General features: G+C 51.5%; 21 protein-coding genes. 17 read left to right on the top strand and 4 right to left on the bottom strand.

All coding sequences use genetic code 11. The features are described from left to right. Positions 1-13 precede the first annotated feature (13 nt). The 6 genes from ACO0LK_RS20630 (at position 14) to ACO0LK_RS20605 (ending at position 6,332) form a co-directional block, all read left to right on the top strand. Entirely contained in the window at positions 14-1,312 is a 1,299-nt protein-coding gene (locus ACO0LK_RS20630) for a mechanosensitive ion channel family protein (RefSeq protein WP_422978367.1), read from the top strand. 169 nt (positions 1,313-1,481) lie between these two features. Continuing rightward, positions 1,482-2,660 carry a DesA family fatty acid desaturase gene (locus ACO0LK_RS20625; RefSeq protein ID WP_422978365.1) on the top strand — a complete coding sequence of 393 codons (1,179 nt, stop codon included), beginning with the start codon at positions 1,482-1,484 and terminating at the stop codon, positions 2,658-2,660. Between the two features lie 170 nt (positions 2,661-2,830). Further along, positions 2,831-3,763, top strand: coding sequence for a chromate resistance protein ChrB domain-containing protein (locus ACO0LK_RS20620; RefSeq protein WP_422978363.1), 933 nt, complete (start codon positions 2,831-2,833; stop codon positions 3,761-3,763). Between the two features lie 11 nt (positions 3,764-3,774). Beyond that, positions 3,775-4,944 carry a chromate transporter gene (locus ACO0LK_RS20615; protein ID WP_422978361.1) on the top strand — a complete coding sequence of 390 codons (1,170 nt, stop codon included), beginning with the start codon at positions 3,775-3,777 and terminating at the stop codon, positions 4,942-4,944. 10 nt (positions 4,945-4,954) lie between these two features. Further along, complete coding sequence (locus ACO0LK_RS20610; protein WP_422978359.1) at positions 4,955-5,875, top strand: Fe-Mn family superoxide dismutase; 921 nt, start codon at positions 4,955-4,957, stop codon at positions 5,873-5,875. A 1-nt stretch (position 5,876) separates the two neighbouring features. Then, entirely contained in the window at positions 5,877-6,332 is a 456-nt protein-coding gene (locus ACO0LK_RS20605; RefSeq protein ID WP_422978357.1) for a chromate resistance protein ChrB domain-containing protein, read from the top strand. Between the two features lie 241 nt (positions 6,333-6,573). Here ACO0LK_RS20605 and rpmG read toward each other — a convergent pair whose 3' ends face one another. The 3 genes from rpmG to radC form a co-directional block, all read right to left on the bottom strand. Beyond that, complete coding sequence (rpmG, locus tag ACO0LK_RS20600) at positions 6,574-6,741, bottom strand: 50S ribosomal protein L33 (protein WP_110257750.1); 168 nt, start codon at positions 6,739-6,741, stop codon at positions 6,574-6,576. A 25-nt stretch (positions 6,742-6,766) separates the two neighbouring features. After that, entirely contained in the window at positions 6,767-7,003 is a 237-nt protein-coding gene (gene rpmB, locus ACO0LK_RS20595; RefSeq protein ID WP_186947587.1) for a 50S ribosomal protein L28, read from the bottom strand. A 274-nt stretch (positions 7,004-7,277) separates the two neighbouring features. Next, positions 7,278-7,952, bottom strand: coding sequence for a RadC family protein (gene radC / locus ACO0LK_RS20590; RefSeq protein WP_422978355.1), 675 nt, complete (start codon positions 7,950-7,952; stop codon positions 7,278-7,280). Positions 7,953-8,068: 116 nt separating this feature from the next. Here radC and ACO0LK_RS20585 point away from each other — a divergent pair, with 116 nt between their 5' ends. From ACO0LK_RS20585 to ACO0LK_RS20560, 6 genes are all read left to right on the top strand, one after another. Beyond that, positions 8,069-8,524, top strand: coding sequence for an FKBP-type peptidyl-prolyl cis-trans isomerase (locus ACO0LK_RS20585; RefSeq protein WP_186947589.1), 456 nt, complete (start codon positions 8,069-8,071; stop codon positions 8,522-8,524). Between the two features lie 9 nt (positions 8,525-8,533). Then, positions 8,534-9,469, top strand: a complete 936-nt coding sequence (gene ispH / locus ACO0LK_RS20580; protein WP_422978353.1) for a 4-hydroxy-3-methylbut-2-enyl diphosphate reductase — start codon at positions 8,534-8,536, stop codon at positions 9,467-9,469. A gap of 580 nt (positions 9,470-10,049) precedes the next feature. Beyond that, entirely contained in the window at positions 10,050-10,979 is a 930-nt protein-coding gene (locus tag ACO0LK_RS20575; protein WP_422978351.1) for a branched-chain amino acid ABC transporter permease, read from the top strand. An 11-nt stretch (positions 10,980-10,990) separates the two neighbouring features. Further along, positions 10,991-12,181 carry an ABC transporter permease subunit gene (locus ACO0LK_RS20570; RefSeq protein ID WP_422978349.1) on the top strand — a complete coding sequence of 397 codons (1,191 nt, stop codon included), beginning with the start codon at positions 10,991-10,993 and terminating at the stop codon, positions 12,179-12,181. An 11-nt stretch (positions 12,182-12,192) separates the two neighbouring features. Then, positions 12,193-12,963 (top strand): ABC transporter ATP-binding protein, encoded by a 771-nt coding sequence (locus tag ACO0LK_RS20565; protein WP_422978347.1) that lies wholly within the window; start codon positions 12,193-12,195, stop codon positions 12,961-12,963. After that, the gene (locus ACO0LK_RS20560; RefSeq protein ID WP_422978345.1) at positions 12,963-13,688 is read left to right on the top strand and encodes an ABC transporter ATP-binding protein; all 726 of its coding nucleotides are present in this window, start codon (positions 12,963-12,965) and stop codon (positions 13,686-13,688) included. Before ACO0LK_RS20565 ends, ACO0LK_RS20560 begins: the two co-directional genes overlap by 1 nt. Before the next feature lie 213 nt (positions 13,689-13,901). Here the strand turns inward: ACO0LK_RS20560 and ACO0LK_RS20555 are convergent, their stop codons facing one another. Then, positions 13,902-14,468 (bottom strand): phasin family protein, encoded by a 567-nt coding sequence (locus tag ACO0LK_RS20555; RefSeq protein ID WP_422978343.1) that lies wholly within the window; start codon positions 14,466-14,468, stop codon positions 13,902-13,904. Between the two features lie 355 nt (positions 14,469-14,823). On the opposite strand from ACO0LK_RS20555, the gene ACO0LK_RS20550 reads away from it, so the two are divergent. The 5 genes from ACO0LK_RS20550 to ACO0LK_RS20530 all read left to right on the top strand — a co-directional run. Beyond that, a complete protein-coding gene (locus ACO0LK_RS20550) occupies positions 14,824-15,258 on the top strand; it encodes an acyl-CoA thioesterase (protein ID WP_422978341.1) in 435 nt (144 codons plus the stop codon). A 66-nt stretch (positions 15,259-15,324) separates the two neighbouring features. Further along, the gene (locus tag ACO0LK_RS20545; RefSeq protein ID WP_422978339.1) at positions 15,325-16,017 is read left to right on the top strand and encodes a nitroreductase; all 693 of its coding nucleotides are present in this window, start codon (positions 15,325-15,327) and stop codon (positions 16,015-16,017) included. Positions 16,018-16,201: 184 nt separating this feature from the next. Next, positions 16,202-17,224: a D-alanyl-D-alanine endopeptidase gene (gene pbpG, locus ACO0LK_RS20540; protein ID WP_422978337.1), complete on the top strand. Its 1,023-nt coding sequence runs from the start codon at positions 16,202-16,204 to the stop codon at positions 17,222-17,224. Positions 17,225-17,843: 619 nt separating this feature from the next. Next, on the top strand, positions 17,844-18,692 hold the full coding sequence (locus tag ACO0LK_RS20535; RefSeq protein ID WP_422978335.1) for a sulfotransferase: 849 nt from the start codon (positions 17,844-17,846) through the stop codon (positions 18,690-18,692). Positions 18,693-18,694: 2 nt separating this feature from the next. After that, the coding region (locus ACO0LK_RS20530; RefSeq protein ID WP_422978333.1) for a DUF4347 domain-containing protein at positions 18,695-23,792 on the top strand (5,098 nt) is incomplete at its 3' end.

The following is a 23,792-nucleotide window of genomic DNA, read 5'->3' as shown; positions in this document are numbered from 1 at the left end:
TTGAGCACGCACTATGAGCACGCCACTACTCGCCAGTTTATTGTCTGATTTATCAAATGATGTGGGCCAGCCGGATTTTTACTGGCAGGTGGGCGTGGTGCTGTTCTGTGTTGGCCTTGCATGGGTCTTGTCACGCACGCTCAGGCGCAGCGTGGCGACCAAAGAAACCGATTCTGATGTTGTCAAACTGGGGGTGGAAAGTTTCACCCGGGTGTTGTCACCGGCACTGGCGCTGGTATTTATACTGATTGCCCGAGCGATTTTGGCTAAATGGCAGCATACGCATCTGCTGACCCTACTGCTTCCCATCATAGGTTCACTGGCGCTGATACGTTTTGGTTTTTATGTCGTTCGCAGAACCTTTGCCCGCGACGGATATATCGGCAATTTGCTGGCAGTGTTTGAAAAACTGTTTGCCGGCCTGGTCTGGCTGGGTGTGGTACTGCATTTCACCGGTTTGTGGCAGGAGTTGTTTACTGCCCTCGATGACATCAGTCTGCCGGTGGGCAAGAACAAGGTATCCATACTCACCATCTTGCAGGCATTAGCCTCGGTAGTGTTGACGGTGGTGGTGGCGATGTGGGCCAGCGCGGCGCTGGAAGCCCGCCTGATGCAATTGCCCAATGCGCATACCTCGCTCAAAGTGGTGCTGTCGCGCGTGGGCCGTGCCGTGCTGATCTTGCTGGCCATCCTTGTCAGCCTGACCCTGGTTGGCATAGACCTGACCGTACTTTCAGTATTTGGTGGTGCATTGGGTGTGGGTCTGGGTTTTGGTCTGCAAAAAATCACCAGCAGCTATGTGTCTGGTTTCATCATACTGCTGGACCGCAGCATGTCCATCGGTGACATGATCACGGTCGATAAATTCAGCGGACGCGTCACCCAGATCAATACCCGTTACACCGTACTACAGGGCCAGGACGGCGGCGAATCGGTGATCCCGAATGAAATGCTGGTATCCACTCCGGTACAGAATTATTCGCTCAGCGACCGCACGGTTGCCATGTGGACAGACCTGACGGTGGATTACCAAACCGATCTTGACAAGATTTTACCCATGCTGGGTGAAGCTGCTGCAAAAGTAGAGCGGGTCTGTGCTGACCCGGCACCGTCCGCCTATCTGATGAAGTTTGGCGCAGACGGCTTCGAGCTTCGCGTCGGCTTCTGGATCAGTGATCCGGAAAACGGTCGTTCCAGTGTGATGTCGGGCGTTAACCGTGCCTTGTGGCAAGTTTTGCAGGAACAGGAAGTCATCCTGCCGTACGCACACAGGGTTATCACCTTAATTAACAATCCACCTCAAGAAACTTGAAGCCAGGCAATAAATTTAGTTCTAAAATTGGTAGATATCCTCTAAACCGGCGTACAATGCCGTCCGATGTCTATAATGGATACAGGTTGATCATTTTTTCGCAATCAACCAAGATGCCGTCAATAACAATGGAGTACATGTCATTTTGAGCACTTTTATCGATACAGTAATGGATTTTCTGTCCAATGGCCTGACCCGGGCTACAGGATGGCAGGTATTTATCTTCATCATGGTCGTGACACATATCACCATTGCCAGTGTGACGATATTCCTGCATCGCTGTCAGGCACACCGGGCTTTAGAACTGCATGCCATTCCTAGTCATTTTTTCCGTTTCTGGCTGTGGTTGACGACCGGCCAGGTCACCAAGGAATGGGCGGCAATTCATCGCAAGCACCATGCCAAATGTGAAACAGAAGAAGATCCGCACAGCCCGGTCACACGTGGTATCAAGAAAGTCTTGCTCGAAGGTGCGGAACTGTATCGTGCCGAATCCAAAAACCTGGAAACCATGGAAAAGTATGGTCATGGCACACCAGATGACTGGATGGAACGTAATGTGTATACCCGTTTCAGCTGGCAGGGCGTGGCGCTGATGCTGATCATCGACTTCTTCCTGTTCGGTGTGATCGGCGTGACTGTCTGGGCCGTGCAGATGCTGTGGATACCTGTCACCGCTGCCGGCATCATCAACGGCATTGGGCATTACTGGGGCTATCGCAACTATGATTGCACCGATGCGTCCCGCAATATCCTGCCTATCGGTATTCTGATCGGCGGCGAAGAACTGCATAATAATCACCATACCTTTGGTACATCAGCCAAGCTGTCTTCCAAATGGTATGAGTTCGACATCGGCTGGCTGTATATACGCTGCATGGAAATCGTCGGTCTGGCCAAGGTCAAGAAAGTGGCACCGGAACCAAAGTTTGCCGAAGTCAAATCCGTGGTGGACCTGGAAACCCTGCAAGCCGTCATCACCAATCGCTATGACGTGATGGCCAAGTATGCCAAATCCCTGCGTCGTACCTGGCGTGATGAAGTGGCCAGCCTGCGCGAAAAAGCCATGTTTGAAGCGCACCTGCTGAAGTCCACCAAGAAACTGCTGCAACGCGAGCCAACCAAACTGGAAGCACCACAACAGCAGCAATTGTCTGAAGTGCTGGCCCACAGCCGTGCCCTGAAAACCATGCACGACATGCGCGTGGAACTGGGTTTGATCTGGGAACGCTCCACAGTCAGCCGCGAGCAACTGGTACAGCAACTGCAAGACTGGTGCGTACGTGCCGAAGCATCCGGCATCCACACCTTGCGTGAATTTTCGTTAAGGTTGCGTACTTACGCCTGATATGGCCTATGGTGGCCTGTGGTGCAATTATTTACGACTAAAAGAAAACGGCACTTCGGTGCCGTTTTTGTTTTTTGAACTGATGTATTGGTGCCGTTGAATCGTTACTTGTAATGCTTAATAAAAATATTAGTATACTATTCTACATAAAAGTAGAATAATCTACTTTTATGAACTGGATATTACTGATTATCAGCCTGCCCACTGAGAACGCGACCGTCAGGATGCGTGCATGGCGTGGCTTGAAAGCCTCGGGGGCGGTGGTGCTGCGGGATGGTGTCTATTTGATGCCAGAGCGTGCACCCTGCCGTGCAGCGCTGGAGGCAATTGCTGCCGATGTGTCAACAGGTGGCGGGTCTGCCACTGTATTGCGGGTGGAAGAGCCAGAGCAGGCAAATTTCGTCAGCCTGTTTGATCGCAATGAAGATTACGCCAGCCTGCTGGCCGATATTGCCCTGGCCAAGCAGGCCATGACTGTCGACACCCTGACCGAAGGCATCAAGCAGGCGCGCAAGCTGCGCAAGGCATTTGCCGGTCTGGCAGAAATTGATTTTTTCCCCGGCGCAGCACAAGCACAGGCCGACGCTGCCTTACAGGAACTGGAACTGAAGATTGCCCGCTTGCAGTCACCGGATGAACCGCATGCCGTCCATGCACAGATAGGGCAGTTGTCCATCGCGGCTTATCAGGGAAGGGTGTGGGCAACACGTTGCCGCCCCTGGGTTGACAGGCTGGCCTGTGCCTGGCTGATACGGCGTTTTATTGACAGCCAGGCCCGGATATTGTGGCTTGCGTCTGCCAGCGACTGTCCCGCTGATGCGCTAGGCTTTGACTTTGACGGTGCCAGCTTCAGCCACGTCGGTAATCGCGTCAGCTTTGAAGTCTTGCTGGAAAGTTTTGCGCTGGAAACGCCAGCCTTAAAGCAACTGGGTGCCCTGGTCCATTATCTGGATGTGGGCGGGGTACAACCACCCGAATCAGTGGGTATAGAAAGCGTACTGGCTGGCATGCGCGCTGCCATTAACGATGATGACCAGTTACTGACGGCAGCCAGTGCCGTGTTTGACGGCTTGCTGGCATCGTTCCAGAAAATGTCACCATAGGACAACTGATCATGGCTGTCATCCCTTCCGCAAACTACACGCTTTGGCAACTCATCAGCTATTTTGTACGCCTGGGAGCGCTGGGTTTTGGTGGCCCGGTTGCCCTGGTCGGCTACATGCATCGCGACCTGGTTGGCGAGCGCAAATGGATCAGTGAGGCTGATTATAAAGAAGGGCTGGCGCTGGCACAGTTGGCCCCCGGGCCACTGGCCGCGCAACTCGCGATCTATCTGGGCTATGTGCATTACCGCATCCTGGGGGCGACCCTGGTTGGCATTGCCTTTGTGCTGCCATCTTTTTTCATGGTAGTGGCACTGGGCTGGGCTTATGTGCATTTTGGCGGTCTGTCATGGATGCAGTCGGTATTTTATGGCGTTGGTGCTGCGGTCATTGGCATCATCGTCATGAGCACAAAAAAACTGACAGAAAAAAGTGTAGGCAAAGACAAATTGCTGTGGGCAATCTATCTGCTGCTGGCAGCGGTGACAGTGATTACGGAGTCAGAAATTGCCTGGCTGTTTATTGCTGCCGGTGTCCTGGTCTGGTTTCTGCGTGCTCCGCCCAAATTCCTGAACAGAAATACGCTGAACTCGGTCGGTGTTTCCCTGCCATTGATGGCAACCATGTTTGGACCACTGGATTTGCCTTTGCTGACACAAATCGGCGTGTTCTTTGCCAAGGCGGGTGCTTTTGTATTTGGCTCTGGCCTGGCGATTGTGCCGTTTTTGTATGGTGGCGTGGTGACTGAACATCACTGGCTGACGGACAAACAATTTGTCGATGCCGTGGCTGTGGCCATGATCACACCTGGCCCTGTGGTGATTACTGTTGGTTTTATCGGTTATCTGGTGGCGGGTTTGCCGGGTGCTGGCGTGGCTGCGCTGGCGACATTTTTACCCTGCTATCTGTTCACTATTGTCCCCGCGCCTTATTTTAAGAAATACGGCAAGGTACCCGGCGTGCTGGCTTTTGTGGATGGCATTACGGCTGCCGCCATCGGTGCAATTGCCGGTTCAGTCATCGTGATCGCCAGACGCTCGATCATCGATATACCCACTGCCGCAATTGCCCTCGTCACCATCGCGCTGTTATGGAAATTCAAGAAACTGCAAGAGCCGATCATTGTTGCCGTGGCGGCCTTGCTTGGCCTGCTGATTTACCCGCTGCTTTCTCACACTTAAAGGTGGAAACATGGACATGACATTACGCCCGCTGACACTGGATCTGACACAACTCAAGGGCTTGAGCAGTAATCTGATACTCAGCCATCACGAAAACAATTATAGCGGCGCAGTAAAGCGATTGAATACCTTACGCCAGCATTTATCGACCCTGGATTGGGCTGCAACCCCCGTTTTTACAGTCAATGGCCTGAAGCGAGAGGAATTGATTGCTGCCAATTCAGCCTACCTGCATGAATTGTATTTTGATGCATTGGGTGGCAATGGCGTGTTGCCTTCTTGTGGCTTATCCAGTGCACTGGAACGTGACTTTGGTTCCGTCATCCAATGGCAGACAGAATTTACATCGCTGGCCAAGGCCATGGGTGGCGGTTCTGGCTGGGCATTGCTGTCGTGGTCAGCACGGGAAGGGCGCTTGATCAATCACTGGGCTGCTGATCACACGCAATTGCTGGCAGGTGCCACACCTTTGCTGGCGCTGGATATGTATGAACACGCCTATCACATGGACTTTGGTGCCAAAGCGGCAGCCTATGTTGATTCCTTCATGCAGAATTTGCACTGGGAACGTATTTATCTCCGTTATGGTGCGGCAGTTGCTGCCGATGCCGCTGCCTGGGCAGTGGATGTTGCTGCCTGTGAGCAGATGAAAGCTGAGACGCAAATCATAGACGTAAGGCGAGCGCAATTTTTTGCTGAAGGCAAGGATATGCTGCCAGGCGCGCAATGGCGCGATCCATCTCAGGTTGGGCTTTGGAGTAAAGACCTCAATCAATCCCAGCCAGTATTGATTTATTGCGTGCATGGACTCGATATCGGCAGATCAACCGCCTTATCCCTGCGTGCACGTGGTTTTGATGCACGTTTCCTGACTGGCGGCATAGAAGCCTGGCGTACGGCAAACTTACCTTTACAGAGTAAGGAGAGCTGACATGCAATGGATTACCAGAGAACGTCCAAAGATAGACCGCATAGCCTGCCCCTGGCTGATCACCCGCTTCATAGACAAGACGCCAGAATTTTTATATGTCCGCGCCAGTGAGATTACCGGCATTGCGGCCAAGACCGGTTCCATCCCCTACGATATCCCCGGTGTGGAACTGACGCACGTCGGCGAATTATGCAGTTTTGATGCCTTCCTTGACAAATACCAGCTCAACGACCCGGCCTTGCAACAATTGGCAGTGATCGTGCGAGGTGCCGACACATCAAGGCTGGACCTGACACCACAATCAGCGGGGCTATATGCCTTGTCACTGGGCCTGTCGCAGAATTTCAGTGATGATCATGAGATGTTGAAACAGGGAATGGTCATTTATGACGCCCTGTATGCCTGGTGTAAAAGCTGCCAGGCAGAAAGTCATCAATGGCCGCCAGTCATGACATGATGCCTGTAGTTACCAGTAGTTGCCGTAGCGGTAATGATGATGGCCAAAATGAAAAAGCCCTGCGATGCAGGGCTTTTTTTTAGAACCTGTTTTCGATCTTACTGCGCGTGCGTGATCGGGGCTCATGTGCTGCTCAAAATGCTCATGTACCAAAGTACATTCCGCTTTTTGCGCTGCTCTTCACTCCCGCTGACGCGCGCTCGCTACAGATCGTAAACAGGTTCTTACGCAGAAAGCAAAATTACTTGATTTTGGTTTCTTTGTAGATGACGTGCTTACGTGCTTTAGGATCGAACTTCATGATCTCCATTTTTTCAGGCATAGTGCGCTTGTTTTTGGAGGTTGTGTAGAAGTGACCTGTACCAGCAGTCGATTCCAGCTTGATTTTGTCGCGACCAGATTTAGCCATGATATTTTCCTAACTATAGTTTAGCTTAAACTTTTTCGCCGCGAGCGCGCAGGTCAGTCAAAACAGCATCGATGCCGATTTTGTCAATGACGCGCAGACCAGCATTGGACAAGCGCAGAGAAACCCAACGGTTTTCTGATTCTACGAAAAAGCGACGATTTTGCAGATTAGGCAAAAAGCGGCGTTTTGTTTTGTTATTAGCGTGGGAAACGTTGTTGCCAACCATTGGCCCTTTCCCAGTCACTTGGCAGACACGTGCCATGTTTAACTCCTCAGTGCATTCCGAAATTGGAAAAACGCAAGTATAAACAAAATTCCATGAATTATCAACGACTTGCGAAAAACAAATGTGTCTTATTTGAAAAATTAATTTAACAATTTGATTTTCAGGATGAAAAAGCTGCTACTTCGCTGCTACTTCTATAGGCAACAGGCCTGCCCTCAGTCTGGAAACCATGGTTTTAGCCTGGTCAGGCGCGGATGATGAAACAGCGTAGTGCTGTGACAACAAACAACCTGATTTTCAAGCAGTAGCGTCAAATCTGCCCATTTTCAGCAAACGAATATACCTTGGGATTGGCCACGATGAAGTGATCCAGTACCCGCACATCCACCAGTGCCAGTGCCTGTTTCAGGGTAGTGGTCAGTTGCAGGTCGGCTGAACTCGGCTCGCATGAGCCAGAAGGGTGGTTGTGGGCAATGATAATGGCTGCGGCATTGTGTTGGAGTGCGCTTTTGACCACTTCGCGTGGGTAGACGCTGGCATGGTTTAGGGTGCCGCGAAACAATTCTTCGGTCGTGATCAGCCGGTTTTTGACATCCAGGAACAGCACGGCAAAGGATTCATGTGCCTTGTTGCCTATTAATAGTTGCAGGTATTTCTTGACGGATTGGGGGGACGATAGCGAGGTGTTTTCTTGCAATTCTTCAGAAATGGCACGTTTGGCCAGTTCCAGTACGGCCTGCAATTGTGCAAATTTGGCACTGCCCAAGCCGTGAATCGCTGAAAACTCGCGGATATTGGCTGAAAACAGGCCCGATAGAGAGCCAAACTGGCTGATCATGTCGCGCCCCAGGTCCACTGCGCTTTTGCCTGCCACGCCGGTTCTGAGGAAGACGGCCAGCAATTCGGCATCTGACAGGCAGGCGGCACCATGTTTGATCAGTCTTTCCCTTGGCCGTTGTTCTTCCGGCCATTCATTGATTGCCATCCAGGTTTTCTCCACAGAATGCAGGCCCGCAGCCTGATTTATCCAAAGCTGGCTTACAATACCAGCTTACCAAGCGTTCTCTTCAAGTTATTGCCTTACTTTCAAAGCTTCATACCATGTCTGCTACCGCCAATCTTACCGTTACCCCCAACGCCTATCTGACTTTGCACTACCGCCTAGCTACTTTGGACGGCGAAGACATACTCAGTACCTTTAATGAACGTCCTGCTACCCTGCAACTGGGTACCGGCCAACTGGCGCCGGAACTGGAGGCATCATTACTGGGGCTGGAAGAGGGTTCGCATACTACCCAAGAGCTGGCGCCGGAAAAAGCCTTCGGTCCGCGTAATCCAGAATTGATACAAAGAGTATCGATGGCTACACTAAAAGAAAACTCGGCATTTGGCGAGCAATATGTGATTGGTGACCTGGTGGAATTCGCCGCACCTGCTGGCGGCAAGTTTGCCGGCATCCTGCGGGCGCTGGATGATGAGGGCGCGCTGTTTGATTTCAATCACCCGCTGGCTGGTCAGACCGTATTATTTGAAACAAAAATCATTGGGATACTTTAATTGACTGCCATGGACAAGGAAATTCTATTAGCCCAGCCGCGCGGATTTTGCGCCGGTGTGGACCGTGCGATTGAAATTGTTGAGCGTGCCTTGCAGCAATTCGGTGCACCTATCTATGTCAGGCATGAAATCGTGCATAACGCTTATGTGGTCAGCGACCTCAAGGCCAAGGGCGCGATATTTATTGAAGAGCTGGATGATGTCCCTGCTGGCAATACCCTGATTTTTTCTGCCCACGGCGTGTCGCAAGAAGTGCGCAAGGAAGCTGAATCCAGGGGCCTGACGATTTTTGATGCGACCTGTCCGCTGGTGACCAAGGTGCATATCGAAGTGGCGAAGATGCGCAAAGAGGGGCGTGAAATCATCATGATAGGTCATCATGGTCACCCCGAAGTCGAAGGTACCATGGGCCAGTCCGAAGGCGGTATGTATCTGGTTGAAACCGTGGACGACGTGCAGAAACTGCAGGTCAATGATGCCGATATGCTGGCCTTTGTATCGCAGACCACGCTGTCGGTGGACGATACGATAGAAATCATCGCGGCGCTGAAAACGCGCTTTCCGTCCATCAGTGAACCGAAAAAAGGCGATATCTGTTACGCCACCACCAATCGCCAGGAAGCCGTCAAGTTTATGGCACCACAGGTAGATCTGGTGCTGGTAGTTGGCAGCCCCAACAGTTCCAACTCCAACCGTTTGCGTGAAGTGGCTGAAAAGAAAGGCGTGACGGCCTATATGGTCGACAATGCCAGTCAGATCAAACCGGAATGGCTGGAGGGCCGTCAGCGCATAGGTGTCACTGCTGGTGCATCGGCCCCCGAGATATTGGTGCAGGAAGTCATCAGCAGTCTGCGACAATTGGGTGCACGCAGTGTACGTGCACTGGATGGGGTAGAAGAAGCGGTGACTTTTCCCATGCCGAAAGGGCTGTCTGCCAAGGTGTGACAAGTTAATGTAGCTATGCCCAGGCCGCCTGGGCTTATTTATTGACGTAATCGTTTACTTATTTGTTTTCTCTAGGAGTTATGTGATCTGCTTTTGATTAATAATTTGTTGCAACTGTTGTTTTCGATATTTTATTTTGTAAATACGTGTTTAAGATTGCGGCACTATTCAAATCCGGCTTTTGCCGGACTGGCATAGCGTGTATTCTGGTGCGTGGCTGTTGTGGAAAATACGTAGCTTTCGGTGGCTTTTTTACCACTGCGGCAAGATTCAAACTCTGTATAATCCGGCCCACTTTACTGGTATAACCATTAAGTACAAATATATTACAAAAAGCTTTTACCAAAAGTTGCAGAGGAGATTTTAATCATGTGTATCGATCACGCTATCGTTGCTCCCAGTATGATGACGCGCTTGTTTGGATAGCGCTCGTTCGAATTCCGGCGGCACCCACACCAGGGTGCCGCTTTCGTTATCAGGAATGATTTTTGCTGAACTTTTTTCAGTTGTATTGATAGGTACTCAGTTCATCGCCTGTTTTTAATCAAAATTCGATTCGTTCATAAGAGAGAAGCAAAATATGGATACCTTTATCCAACAAATTATTAATGGTCTGGTGTTAGGCAGCATGTATGCGCTGGTGGCACTTGGTTACACCATGGTGTATGGGGTACTGAACCTGATCAACTTCGCCCATGGCGACGTGCTGATGGTGGGTGCCATGGCTGGCCTGAGTGTACTCAAGCTGTTGCAGGCTGTCGCGCCAGATTTGCCCGGCATCGTCAAACTGATCATTGCCATCCTGGGTGCCATACCTGTCTGTATCTTTGTCAATGTGGTGATAGAACGGGTGGCTTATCGAAAGCTGCGCAATGCACCGCGACTTGCTCCCCTGATTACTGCGATTGGTGTTTCCATTCTGGTGCAGACCTTTGCCATGATGTTGTGGGGACGTAATCCGATTCCTTTCCCATCCGTGATGCCATCAACACCGATTGAAGTCGGTGGTGCGGTGATTTCGCAAACCCAGATATTGCTGCTGTTGCTGGCGACACTGGCGATGACTGGTCTGGTACTGCTGGTTGAAAAAACCAAAATGGGGCGTGCCATGCGTGCTACCGCAGAAAACCCGCGTGTTGCCGGTTTGATGGGGGTTGATTCCAACAAGGTTATCGTGGCGACCTTTGCGATTGGTGCCGCGCTGGCAGCGATTGCCGGTGTGATGTGGGCAGCGAATTACTCTTCTGCACAGTTTGCGATGGGCTTTGTGCCAGGTCTGAAGGCTTTCTCCGCAGCGGTACTGGGTGGTATCGGTAATATTTATGGCGCGATGGTGGGCGGTATTGTGCTGGGTCTGATCGAAAGTCTGGGTGCCGGTTATATCGGTGACCTGACTGGCGGCATCCTTGGCAGCCACTATCAGGATATCTTTGCTTTCGTCGTTTTGATTATCGTACTGACCTTGCGTCCATCCGGCATCATGGGTGAGCGTGTTGCTGATCGTGCGTAAGGAGAAAATCAATGTCAACCATATTTGATGTAAAAGCCAATCCGAAAAAAGCCTACACCAGCTTTGCTGTGCTGGCCGTCGTGATTGTATTGTTCCCCTTCGTGGCTTCCAATTTTGGTAATTCCTGGGTCAGGATTATCGACTTTGCGCTGCTGTATATCATGCTGGCCCTGGGCCTGAATATCGTGGTCGGTTTTGCCGGTCTGCTGGATCTGGGCTATATCGCTTTCTATGCAGTCGGTGCCTATCTGGCAGCGATTTTTGGCTCGCAGCAATTTGCGGTCATCCTGGAATCCTTCGTCAATAATTATCCGGCTGTTGGTGCTTTTCTGGTCGCTGTCTGCGGTCCGGAAATTACCCAGAATGGTATTCACCTGTCGGTATGGGTGATCGTGCCTTTTGCGGCAGCGGTGGCTGGTTTGTTTGGTGCCCTGCTGGGTGCCCCAACCCTGAAACTGCGCGGTGACTATCTGGCGATCGTGACATTGGGCTTTGGTGAAATTATCCGTATTTTCATGAACAACATGAATTCACCGATCAACTTCACCAATGGTCCTCAAGGTATCAACCTGATTGATCCTATCCGTATCTTTGGCGTGTCACTGGCGGGTGAAGCAGGTTCCAATGCGACCGTACATTTCCTTGGCATGAGCATGCCTTCGGTGAATGCCTATTACTTCCTGTTCCTGGCTTTGTGTATTGGTATCGTGATCGTCTCCATACGTTTGCAGGATTCCCGTCTGGGCCGTGCCTGGGTGGCGATACGTGAAGATGAAATTGCTGCCAAGGCCATGGGTATCAACACCCGTAACGTCAAGTTACTGGCGTTTTCCATGGGCGCGTCGTTTGGTGGTGTATCTGGTGCCATGTTCGCCAGCTTCCAGGGCTTTGTTTCACCAGAATCTTTCTCGCTGATGGAATCCATCGTCATTCTGGCGATGGTGGTATTGGGTGGTATTGGTCATATTCCTGGTGTGATTCTGGGTGCAGTATTGCTGGCTGCTTTGCCAGAAGTATTGCGTCACGTTGTCGAGCCAGTACAAAACCTGATTTTTGGAAAAATCTGGATCGAGGCCGAAGTATTGCGTCAATTGTTGTACGGCTTTGCCATGGTTGCCGTCATGCTGAATCGTCCTGCCGGCTTGTGGCCCGCACCGAAGCATGAAGACCGTATGTCCAAGAACAACGAAGCGGCAGCTTAAGGAAGATCAAGATGATTGAACAGACTATCTTAAAAATCGAAGGCGCCAATAAACGTTTTGGCGGCTTGCAGGCATTGTCCAACGTCGGCATCAATATCAAGAAAGGCCAGATTTATGGCCTGATTGGTCCTAACGGTGCTGGCAAGACAACCTTCTTTAATGTGATCACCGGCCTGTATCAGCCTGACACCGGCACGTTTGAACTGGATGGCAAACCGTATTCACCTTCCGCCCCGCATGAAGTGGCGAAGGCAGGTATCGCCCGTACTTTCCAGAACATCCGCCTGTTTGGTGAAATGACAGCGCTGGAAAATGTCATGGTCGGCCGCCACATACGTACCCATCAGGGCGTGTTCGGTGCCGTGTTCCGCCATCCTGCTGCACGCAAGGAAGAAGCAGAAGTCCGTCAGCGTGCCCAAGAACTGCTGGATTTTGTTGGTATAGGTGCCTTTGCTGACCGTACCTCCAAGTTCTTGTCGTATGGTGACCAGCGCCGTCTGGAAATTGCACGTGCACTGGCGACCGATCCAAAACTGCTGGCGCTGGACGAACCCGCTGCCGGTATGAATGCCACAGAAAAACTCGCCCTGCGTGAATTGCTGGTCAAGATCAAGGCCGAGGGCAAGACCATCCTGCTGATCGAGCATGATGTGAAACTGATGATGGGGTTGTGCGACAGGATGACTGTGCTGGATTACGGCAAGCCGATTGCTGAAGGCTTGCCAGCAGATATACAGAAAAATCCGGCAGTTATCGAAGCGTATTTGGGAGGAGGTCACTAATGGCTGAGAACGTATTAAAGATAAGCAACCTGAAAGTTGCTTACGGCGGTATCAAGGCCGTTAAGGGAATCGACCTGGAAGTCAACAAGGGTGAACTGATCACCCTGATCGGTGCCAATGGTGCCGGCAAGACCACCACGCTGAAAGCCATTACCTCCACGCTGCCCAGTTGCAAGGTGGAAGGCGATATTGTTTACCTGGGTAAATCCATCAAAGGCGTGAACTCCTTTGAGATGGTGAAAAACCACTTGGCCATGGTACCTGAAGGCCGTGGTGTATTTACCCGCATGACGATCCAGGAAAACCTGATGATGGGTGCCTATATCCGTGATGACAAGGCTGGCATCGCAGCCGATATCGAAAAATGGTTTGCCGTGTTCCCACGCCTGAAAGAACGGGCTGCACAACTGGCCGGTACCCTGTCGGGTGGTGAGCAGCAAATGCTGGCCATGGCGCGTGCGCTGATGAGCCATCCCAACCTGCTGCTGCTGGATGAGCCATCGATGGGCTTGTCACCGATCATGGTGGAAAAGATTTTTGAAGTCGTGCGTAATGTGTCTGCCCAGGGGATCACTATCTTGCTGGTGGAACAGAATGCCAAACTGGCTTTGCAGGCAGCGCACCGTGGCTATGTCATGGATTCAGGTTCCATCACCATGAGCGGCAATGCCAAAGACATGCTGAACGACCCTAAAGTGCAGGCGGCTTATCTGGGTGAAGGCTGATACCGGTTGAAGTAAGGTAGCCCTCAAGTACAGTGCATTCTGTGCCGGGCATTTGAAATACCTGCAAGCGATTGCAGGTATTTTTTTGTCTGCAATTTGTCTGCGATTTGTCTGCGATTACGACAAGCAGAACTCATCACTATTGATGAAATGCGCTTTGGAAAAATCGATATCATGCCGGAGCAGGGGAAGCCTGCCCCGACAAATTCAGACTTACTTCTTGGAAGCTTTGGGAGCTGCCTTGGTTGTTGTCTGGGAAATTGTGGACACCGCATTGTTCAGATTGGCTTCCAGTGCTTCAACTGCCTGCTTGGTGGTTTTGGTCAGGTGATCGTAGCTGGCGTTGGCATTGTCTATCGATGTTTTGAAGAAGGACACAAACTGTTCGGAACCGGCAGGTGCATTCTTGGACACCTCATCGATCAAAGCCAGTACCTTGCGATTGGTTTCAGCGATTTGTACTTCTGCCGCGTGCGTGAATTCTGCCTGGGCGCTGGATGTGATGCTGGCCAAGTGACGGTTATAGGCCAACACTTTTTCAGCAGTAGGCTGTGCCTGTGCTGCTGTCAGGTTGAAAAATTCCTGTGGGTCTTTGGCAGCCAGCAATTGCTTGGTTGTCGCAGCGCTTTCTTCCAGGGTGGATTTGACGGCATTCAAATTCAATTCCATGAATTTTTCTACGCCTTCAAATGCCTTGCCTGTCAATGTAGTGATCAGCGACAGTTGGGCATCAAAGTTTGCTTTGGTGGCGGCGGAAAACTGTTCAGGTGCTGTAAACATATAAGTCTCCTGGATAGGAAAAAATTAAATAGAAAACTGGCGATTGCTGGTGGTGGTGTTGCAATGCATGCTACATGAATGCGAATTAATTGTGCGATGCAATAATTCGTATTCTATTGATTCAAATAACGAAGTCAAGTGGAATTTGTGCGTTGCAATATAAAAATATGCCTATTTCTTGAGCAGAATCAATAATCTGGGGCGGGAAAAAGAAAACACCTGTAACTTACTTTTCCCCCAAGAATTATGTATGGCAATTATGACCAGGAAATGAAGTGATACTCCATCGACGACATTTTCAGTTAGACTTTCAGTTTAGGTTTGATCCGGGCATGTTGAATAAAGCGAGCAGACGATGGCAATTGAGGCAAGGCAACGTAAAGACTTTCAGCATTTTCACACCATCACCACGCGCTGGATGGACAATGATGCCTATGGGCATGTCAATAATGTGGTCTATTACAGCTGGTTTGATACGGTAGTGAATCAGTTTCTCATCAGCAATGGTGTGTTGAATATAGAAACCAGCCCTGTGATTGGCCTGGTGATTGAAACGCAGTGCAACTACCTTGCATCAGTCGCTTTCCCGGATGTGGTGGAAGCGGGTGTGAGTGTCACCAGACTGGGCAATTCCAGTGTGCGCTATGAAGTTGGCATCTTCAAAAGCGGTGAAGACAGTGCCGCTGCGCAGGGGCATTTCGTACATGTTTATGTAGACAGACACAGCCGCCGGCCCACACCCATACCAGAACCCATGCGGCAGTTGTTGCAAACCATACAAGCAGCCTAAATCAACTATTTGTCCTTATTCGCCAGCCTGCTGCTGGCACGGCCTATTTCCATCAGGTAGATACCCATGCTTACTTCAGCGACCCAGCAACTGATAGACGACACCATTATGTCGCGCCGGTCCATACGTGCTTTTTTGCCTACGCCTGTCGCGCGTGAAGATATACGCCAGATACTGGATGTGGCAGCGCGTGCTCCCTCCGGCAGCAATACCCAGCCCTGGAAGGTGTATGTACTGACGGGCGCCAGTTTGCATGCTCTATCCAATGCCATCTTGGCTGCCCACAATAGCGAAGGGCAGGGCGGGCATGAGCAGGAATACAATTATTATCCGGTGAAATGGATTACGCCCTATCTGGAACGTCGCCGCAAGGTTGGCTGGGATTTATATGCCTTGCTGGGCCTGGGGCGAGAAAACAAACTGGGCATGCATGCGCAGCACGGTCGCAACTATGCCTTTTTTGATGCGCCGGTGGGCTTCATCTTCACCATAGACCGGGTCATGGAGCAGGGATCGTGGCTGGACTATGGCATGTTCCTGCAAAATATCATGATTGTTGCGCGCGGTCGCGGTCTTGATACCTGCCCCCAGGCAGCCTTCACTCAATATCACAAGGTAATTGCTGAGCAATTGCAATTGCCCGCAGATGAAATGCTGGTATGCGGTATGTCGCTGGGTTATGCCGATCACAGCAAAATTGAAAACACCCTGGTGACCGAAAGAGCGAACCTTGCTGATTTTGTCCGATTTATCGAATAAAGAAGACAATTGAATATTTCTGGAAATTGAATTGTGAAATTTGTTTAAAAGCCAGATTGATTTTGCAACTTAGTCTAAGACAGGAAATGAATAAACGTAGCTAACTCCTTATTTTGCTTGCGGAATTTCCTCGTTTTGCTACACTGCAATTTCTTTCAAGGCATATTTAATCAGGGAGTCATTGATGGTGAAATTTGCCCGTCATGCAGTGGTTTGTACATTGATTACGCTTTTGCCCCTGGCAAGCGCGATTGCTGCGACAAATTCACATAAACATCCAGTTAAAAAGCATACTGTTCATAAAAAAGTGGTGGCTATTGCTGCCTCGGGAAAATCCGTCAAGCGTACGGTTGTGGTGAATGGCAAACGCAAAGTGGTTGTGCAGCGTGTGTCCATGGTGCGCGAAGTACCTGAAAAACCGAGCTCAGGCGATATCGCCGGCCTGAAAAACACCCAGGACCCATTGGACCTGAAATCCAGTGTTGCCTATGTGGTCGATCAGGACAGCTCCAAAGTGCTGTTTGAAAAAAATTCTGACGTATCCCTGCCTATCGCTTCCATTACCAAACTGATGACCAGTCTGGTTGTTGTAGAAGCGCATCAGGACATGGATGAAGTGATCGAAGTCACCAATGAAGACATCGATAAAGAAAAAGGGACCGGTTCCAGACTGAAAATAGGTGCCAAACTGTCGCGTTCTGACATGTTGCATATCGCCTTGATGAGTTCGGAAAACCGCGCTGCGTCGGCTCTGGGCAGGAATTATCCCGGTGGTTTGCCAGCTTTTGTCGGCGCGATGAATGCCAAAGCCCGTCAATTGGGTATGAGTGACACACATTATGTCGACTCTAGTGGCTTGTCCAGCCAGAACCGCGCCAGTGCGCGTGATCTGGTCAAGCTGGTCAATGCGGCCTATCAGCATCCCCTGATCCGTCAGTATTCTACTGATTCCAAATATGTCGTGGCACCAGGCGGCAGGCCGCTGGAATATGGTACATCGAACAAGCTGGTCGCTAACCCCGCATGGGAAATCGGCCTGCAAAAAACGGGTTACATTGCCGAAGCCGGGCGTTGTCTGGTGATGCAGGCAATGATAGAAGGGCGCGCCATCGTCATGGTCTTCCTCGATTCCAAAGGTAAATACTCCCGTCTGGCCGATGCTGATCGCATCAAGAAATGGCTGGAAACCATCAAGCCACATGCCTGAAACGTATTGCTGAATAAAGAAAAAGTCCGGCATGATCCGGATTGAGTTGTACGTAATGAACTGGGAACCTGCACTTGTTGCAGGTTTTTTTTTGCCTTTAGCGAAGCAATCCTATCCCTGGGTGAATGATGATTTATTACGAAGCGCTTACGGTCGTCTTCTACAATCCCGATGTTGCCTTTTTTGTCTGATTAACATTTTTTATTTTGCCCGGTGTGTGTGCAAGCTGACTCATGCCCAAATTGTAAAAATAGGATACAACTATGTTGATTACAAACCAATTATTTCGGTGATAGTATTCAGGGTTTGCCGAATGCTGTATTGAAACGAGTTGGCTGGTTTTGATGTGAGATAGTTGCTTTTTGGAACCATTTGCTAAGGTTGTCTGTTTTTTATTGTCATGCGAGCTTATGCCCCATGACTATGGATGGCATTTCATTCGCTTGAACTTGCATTCTCTTAAACTTGAATTGTTGTATGAAGGATAGTAAATGAAGCTGGCAACACCATTTCGAATTTATAAAGCCTTGTCTGCATCAAGTCCAACTGGCGGCACATTCATTTTTTCATTTCACCATAACGCCTGTCCGCCGGACCGGGTGTTGTCTCGCGTGCTACCATGACACAAGCAACTTATCACTTCATCTCTGGCCTGCCACGTTCTGGCTCCACCCTGTTGGCAGCATTGCTGTTGCAAAACCCGCGCTTCCATGCAGGCATGACCAGCCCGGTCGGTACTTTATATACCAGCATGTTGCATCAGTTTGGCGCTGGAACTGAATTTGGGCCTGTCATCACCAAGCCTGAACGCAAACGTCTGGTGCGTGGTCTGTTTGATTCGTACTATGCCGAACACGCCGACAAAAGCGTGGTGTTTGATACCAACCGCATGTGGACAGCCCATTTACCGATGTTGATGGATCAGTTTCCCGGCTCCAAAGTGATTGCCTGTGTGCGCAATGTCGCCTGGGTGATGGATAGCATAGAACGCAAATATGCAGCTGACCCTTACGAAATCACACGCCTGTTCAATGACGACAATGAGCGTGCAACGGTCTACAGCCGGGTCGAGACCCTGGCAATGCGTAACCGCATGGTCGGTTATCCTTGGGCTGCACTGAAAAGTGCTTTTTACAGCGAACATGCAGCGTCCATGTTGCTTATTGATTATGACTTGCTGGCACAGGCGCCACAAAAAGTGCTGCCACTGATTTATGACTTTATCGGTGCCGAACCATTCGAGCATGACTTCCAGAATATCCAGTATGACGCGCCAGAATTTGATGCGCCCTTAGGCATGCGTGGCCTGCACAAGGTCAGGCCCGAAGTCAGCTTCCAGGCCCGCGACACCATACTGCCCCCCGATTTGTTTCAGCAATACAGCCAGCTATCGTTCTGGAAAGATACGACCGGTAGCCGTGCCAATGTAATCACCGCCAAATTTGTTCCAAATTCTACTGAAGACTGAAGATGATACCGACCAATTCCCTGAATCCAGCCATTGCTGACACCAATTTATCTTCCAGTTCTTCGTCAAGTTTTGCATTTGACCCCTTGCATCCAAACCAGGCCGATGGTTTGCCGTCTGTCGCTGCTACAGCCCCAGCCCCAACCGTTCCCGTCATTACCCAAGCAGCAGTTGCGCCGTCCATTGCTGCACCTGCGGCTGCCGCAACGCCCCATGAAGTGGTGTTTGTCGATACCACGCTGCAAAACTGGCAAAGCCTGGTTGGCAATCTCAAACCTGGCACCGAAGTCATCACGCTCGATCCCTTAAAAAACGGTGTGCAGCAAATGGCAGATGCCTTGCAAGGCAAAGCTGACATCACCGCTGTGCATATCGTGTCACATGGCGGTGAAGGCTATCTGGTGCTTGGCAATACCATGCTGTCTTCCTATAACATGGCTGATTATCAGGCCAGCCTGGCGACCATACAAAAGGCAATGGCACCAGGGGCTGATATTTTGCTGTATGGCTGTGATGTCGCCAAAGGCGATACTGGCACAAGTTTCGTGAATCAACTGGCCAAAGTGACCGGCACTGATGTCGCAGCATCTACCAATGACACGGGGGCACATGGTGACTGGGTGCTGGAATACCATAGCGGCGTGGTAGAAACGACAGCAATCGCGGCCCAGCATTATCAGTATGATCTCGCCACCATCAAGGTCACCAATCTGAATGATAGCGGCGCAGGGTCTTTGCGAGACGCTGTGGCTGCCTCTAAAGGTGATGGGTTTGCTGACACAATTGTTTTTGATCCGGCCCTGTTTGCCAGCGGTGCCGCAACGCTGACATTGACTGGTGGTGCGATCAATGTAGATTCGACAAATAACGGTGATGCACTGACCATCGTTGGCGCGGGTGAAAACCTGCTGACCATCAGTGGCAACAACAGCTCACCAATTTTTACCTCTGTAGCGACGTTCGGTTCACCCAATACGTCGGCACTCAGCATTTCTGGCATGACCTTGTCAAACGCAAGTGGTGCGTATGGTGCGATTGCCATGATGTACTCAGGCTCATTGACCATTGATCACGTTGCCCTCAGAAATAACAATTCAACCAGCAAAGGCGCTGGATTGGTATTCTATGATGCGGGAGCAACTGTCAGCATCAGCAATACCACCATTGCCAACAATACCGCTACTGCCACGTACTCATCTGGCAATGGTGGCGGTGCGTATGTCAATGCAGCGAATGTCACCATCTCCAGCACCACCATCAGTGGCAATGCTGCAAGCAATGGCCGTTACGGCGGTGGTATTTCTGTTACTGCCGGTACCATTGCGACCCTTACGAATCTGACGATATCAGGCAACTCTGCCGGCAAGGCTGGTGACAATAGCGGCGGTGGCGGCGGGATCAGTCTCTCAGGTCCCGGTGCGAAAACACTGACGAACTCAACTATCGTCGGTAACTCTTTTGTTGGCGGCAATAGTGCGGCAATTGGCGGTGGCGGTTTGTATGTAACGCAAAATGGTGGTGTTGTCACGCTAACAAATACCATTATTGCCAACAATAGCAGTACCAATAATCTCTCTGCTGACGATGATGTTTTTATCGGCACCCTGACTACACTGACAGGTAGTAATAACCTGATCGTCAGTACGGTAGGAACGACTGGCAGCGGTAGTAACACCACGACTGGAACCATTACTACGCTGGGCAGTGCCCTGGGTGCTCTGACCAATAATGGTGGCGCAGTACAAACCATTGCAATTCTGTCGGGCAGCAATGCCATCAACGCCGGTACCTCCGCTGGGGCACCGGCGACAGACGCCCGTGGTTTTGGTCGCGGTGGTTCGACTGATATTGGTGCGTATGAGTCAAGCGATAATGGCAGCTTCAATTTCAGCGGTGTTGTATCACCCGCCAATGGTGTTGTTGATGTTCCTGTCAATTACGATCTGGTCATAGAATTTGGTGAGGCTGTTAGCGCTGTCGCAGCAAAAAATATCGTCATCTACCGCCAGTCTGATAATGTGATACTGGAAACCATCGCTGCTACAGACAGTAGCAAGGTGACATTCAGTAGTGGCACCGGCGGTGCCAACAGCAAGGTCACGATCAACCCCACAGCCAATTTTGCTGGTACCACGGGATATTATGTCCTGATAGACAGTGGTGCTTTTAAAGATGGTGCGAACAAGACTTTCAACGGTATTTCATCAACCTCGACCTGGACATTTACCTCGGCAGTGCCACCGCCATCCGTCACCAGCGCCGTGTATGATGCCAGCACAGGTACGCTGACCATTACTGGTGTGGATATCATCAATGGTGGTGCAGTTGATGTCACCAAGCTGTCGCTTACCGGCCAGGGTGGCTCTTATACGCTGACCACTACACCGGGTGTCACGGCCAGCAGCGTGACGACGATCAGTTTTGCGCTGAATGCGACCGACAAACTGGCCATCAACGGCATCCTGAACAACAACGGTACAACGGCTGTAGATACAACGACTTTCAATGTAGCGGCAGCGACTAACTGGATGACAAGTGCACCAGCCGACCTGACCAGCAATGCTGTCACCGTATCCAACGTCACCGCCCCAACGATCACCTCAGCGACCTACGACGGTACTACCCACGTCTTCACCGTCACCGGCACCAACCTTGTCAAGACTATCGGTGCGACGAATGACGTCACGATTTCCAAACTCACCATCACTGGTGAAGGCGGCGCCACCCGCACTTTGTCCACAACTGGCAATGTAGAAATCACCAGCGCCACCAGCTTTACCTTTACTTTGGCCGGTGCCGATATTGCTGCTGTCGATAACCTGCTCAATAAAAACGGCACGTCTTCCGCCGGTAGCTCCACAACGTATAACCTGGCAGCAGCCGATGACTGGGACAGCGTCATCACCGGCGGCAACATCGCTGACCTGACTGGCAACGGCATTACGGTATCCAATGCCGCACCAAGCATACTGAGCTCCAGCTACGATGCCAGCACCGGCATCCTGTCGGTCTCCGCCGTCAACATCATCGCTGGCGACACCATTGATGTAAGTAAGCTGTCCATCACAGGCCAGGCCGGTTCCTACACCCTGACCACTGCCAACGTCACCGCCAGCAGTGCAACTGCGTTTGCGGTCACCCTGAACGGCGCCGACAAGCTCGCCATCAACGGCATACTGAACAACAACGGCACCACTGCCGTTGATACCACCACCTTTAACCTGGCTGCCGCTGCATCCTGGGATGCCACCACGACATCAGCCGCCGACCTGACCGGTAACGCCGTGACCGTCTCCAACGTCACCGCCCCAACCATTACGTCCGCGACCTATGATGGCACCACCCACGTCTTCACCATCACCGGCACCAACCTCGTTAAAACCATAGGTGCCACCAATGACATCACCATTACCAAGCTGACCATCACTGGTGAGGGCGGTGCAACCCGCACTTTGTCCACCACTGGCAACGTCGAAGTCACCTCCGCCACTAGCTTCACCTTTACCTTGGCCGGTGCCGATATTGCCGCAGTCGATAGCCTGCTCAATAAAAACGGCACCTCGTCCGCCAGCAGTGCTACGACCTACAATCTGGCCGCTGCCGATGACTGGGATAGCGTCATCACCGGCGGCAACATCCAGGATTTAACCGGCAATGGCATCACCGTATCGAATGCCGCACCAAGCATTCTGAGTTCCACTTACGATGCAGCAACCGGCATCCTGTCCGTCTCTGCCGTCAACATCGTCGGTGGTGACACCATTGATGTGAGCAAGTTATCCATCACAGGCCAGGCCGGTTCCTACACCCTGACCACCGCCAACGTCACCGCCAGCAGTTCAACAGCTTTTGCAGTCACCCTCAACGCTGCCGACAAACTCGCCATCAACGGCATACTGAACAACAACGGCACCACCGCCGTTGATACCACCACCTTCAACCTCGCCGCTGCCGCTTCCTGGGATGCCACCACCACTTCCAGTGCAGATTTGACCGGCAATGCCGTGACCGTATCCAACGTCACTGCACCAACGATCACCTCAGCGACCTACGACGGCACCACCCACGTCTTCACCGTCACCGGCACCAACCTCGTTAAAACCATTGGTGCGACGAATGACATCACCATTTCCAAACTCACCATTACTGGTGAAGGTGGTGCAACCTACACCCTGTCCACCACCGGCAATGTCGAAATCACCTCCGCTACCAGCTTTACATTTACCTTAGCTGGTGCCGATATCGGTGGTGTCGATGCCCTGCTCAACAAGAACGGTACAGCGTCAGCCAGCAGTGCCACGACCTACAATCTTGCCGTTGCCGATGACTGGAACAGCGCCATCACCGGTGGCAACATCCAGGATTTGACCGGCAATGGCATCACCGTCGCCAATGCCGCACCAAGCATCTTGAGTTCCAGCTACGATGCAGCGACCGGCATATTGTCCGTCTCCGCCGTCAACATCGTCGGTGGCGACACCATTGATGTGAGCAAGTTATCCATCACAGGTCAGGCTGGTTCCTACACCCTGACCACCGCCAACGTCACCGCCAGCAGCAGTACCGCCTTTGCCGTGACCCTGAACGCCGCCGACAAACTGGCCATCAATGGCATATTGAACAAGAACGGCACCACCGCCGTTGATACCACCACCTTCAACCTCGCTGCCGCCGCATCCTGGGATGCCACCACCACCTCCAGTGCTGACCTGACCGGCAATGCCGTCACCGTCTCCAACGTAGCCGCCCCGACAATTACGTCTGCGACCTATGACATCACCACCCACGTCCTGACTGTCACAGGCACTGGCCTGGTCAAGACCATCGGTGCCACCAATGACATTACTGTCACGGCCCTGACCATCAAAGGCGAAGGCGCGGCTACCCGTACGCTGTCGACCACCGGCAATGTCGAAGTCACCAGCGCCACCAGCTTTGCCGTGACACTCGCCGGTGCCGACCAGGCTGCTGTTGAAGCCCTGTTCAACAAGAACGGTACTACCTCAACCGGTGGTACCACTTACAACCTGGCCGCAGCCGATGACTGGGACAGCGCCATTACCGGCGGCAACATTGCCGTCACCACCGCAGCGATTACCG

This window comes from Undibacterium sp. Ji49W, from assembly GCF_049340205.1.
Lineage (GTDB): Bacteria > Pseudomonadota > Gammaproteobacteria > Burkholderiales > Burkholderiaceae_D > Undibacterium.
The sequence above is the reverse complement of the archived record's forward strand: the minus strand, read 5'-3'. Positions and strand labels throughout refer to the sequence as shown.

Bases quoted from the DNA above. Each gene is read 5' to 3' on its own strand.
- ACO0LK_RS20630 (WP_422978367.1), top strand. From the start codon at position 14: ATGAGCACGCCACTACTCGCCAGTTTATTGTCTGATTTATCAAATGAT.
- ACO0LK_RS20625 (WP_422978365.1), top strand. From the start codon at position 1,482: ATGGATTTTCTGTCCAATGGCCTGACCCGGGCTACAGGATGGCAGGTA.
- ACO0LK_RS20620 (WP_422978363.1), top strand. From the start codon at position 2,831: ATGAACTGGATATTACTGATTATCAGCCTGCCCACTGAGAACGCGACC.
- ACO0LK_RS20615 (WP_422978361.1), top strand. From the start codon at position 3,775: ATGGCTGTCATCCCTTCCGCAAACTACACGCTTTGGCAACTCATCAGC.
- ACO0LK_RS20610 (WP_422978359.1), top strand. From the start codon at position 4,955: ATGGACATGACATTACGCCCGCTGACACTGGATCTGACACAACTCAAG.
- ACO0LK_RS20605 (WP_422978357.1), top strand. From the start codon at position 5,877: ATGCAATGGATTACCAGAGAACGTCCAAAGATAGACCGCATAGCCTGC.
- rpmG (WP_110257750.1), bottom strand. From the start codon at position 6,741: ATGGCTAAATCTGGTCGCGACAAAATCAAGCTGGAATCGACTGCTGGT.
- rpmB (WP_186947587.1), bottom strand. From the start codon at position 7,003: ATGGCACGTGTCTGCCAAGTGACTGGGAAAGGGCCAATGGTTGGCAAC.
- radC (WP_422978355.1), bottom strand. From the start codon at position 7,952: ATGGCAATCAATGAATGGCCGGAAGAACAACGGCCAAGGGAAAGACTG.
- ACO0LK_RS20585 (WP_186947589.1), top strand. From the start codon at position 8,069: ATGTCTGCTACCGCCAATCTTACCGTTACCCCCAACGCCTATCTGACT.
- ispH (WP_422978353.1), top strand. From the start codon at position 8,534: ATGGACAAGGAAATTCTATTAGCCCAGCCGCGCGGATTTTGCGCCGGT.
- ACO0LK_RS20575 (WP_422978351.1), top strand. From the start codon at position 10,050: ATGGATACCTTTATCCAACAAATTATTAATGGTCTGGTGTTAGGCAGC.
- ACO0LK_RS20570 (WP_422978349.1), top strand. From the start codon at position 10,991: ATGTCAACCATATTTGATGTAAAAGCCAATCCGAAAAAAGCCTACACC.
- ACO0LK_RS20565 (WP_422978347.1), top strand. From the start codon at position 12,193: ATGATTGAACAGACTATCTTAAAAATCGAAGGCGCCAATAAACGTTTT.
- ACO0LK_RS20560 (WP_422978345.1), top strand. From the start codon at position 12,963: ATGGCTGAGAACGTATTAAAGATAAGCAACCTGAAAGTTGCTTACGGC.
- ACO0LK_RS20555 (WP_422978343.1), bottom strand. From the start codon at position 14,468: ATGTTTACAGCACCTGAACAGTTTTCCGCCGCCACCAAAGCAAACTTT.
- ACO0LK_RS20550 (WP_422978341.1), top strand. From the start codon at position 14,824: ATGGCAATTGAGGCAAGGCAACGTAAAGACTTTCAGCATTTTCACACC.
- ACO0LK_RS20545 (WP_422978339.1), top strand. From the start codon at position 15,325: ATGCTTACTTCAGCGACCCAGCAACTGATAGACGACACCATTATGTCG.
- pbpG (WP_422978337.1), top strand. From the start codon at position 16,202: ATGGTGAAATTTGCCCGTCATGCAGTGGTTTGTACATTGATTACGCTT.
- ACO0LK_RS20535 (WP_422978335.1), top strand. From the start codon at position 17,844: ATGACACAAGCAACTTATCACTTCATCTCTGGCCTGCCACGTTCTGGC.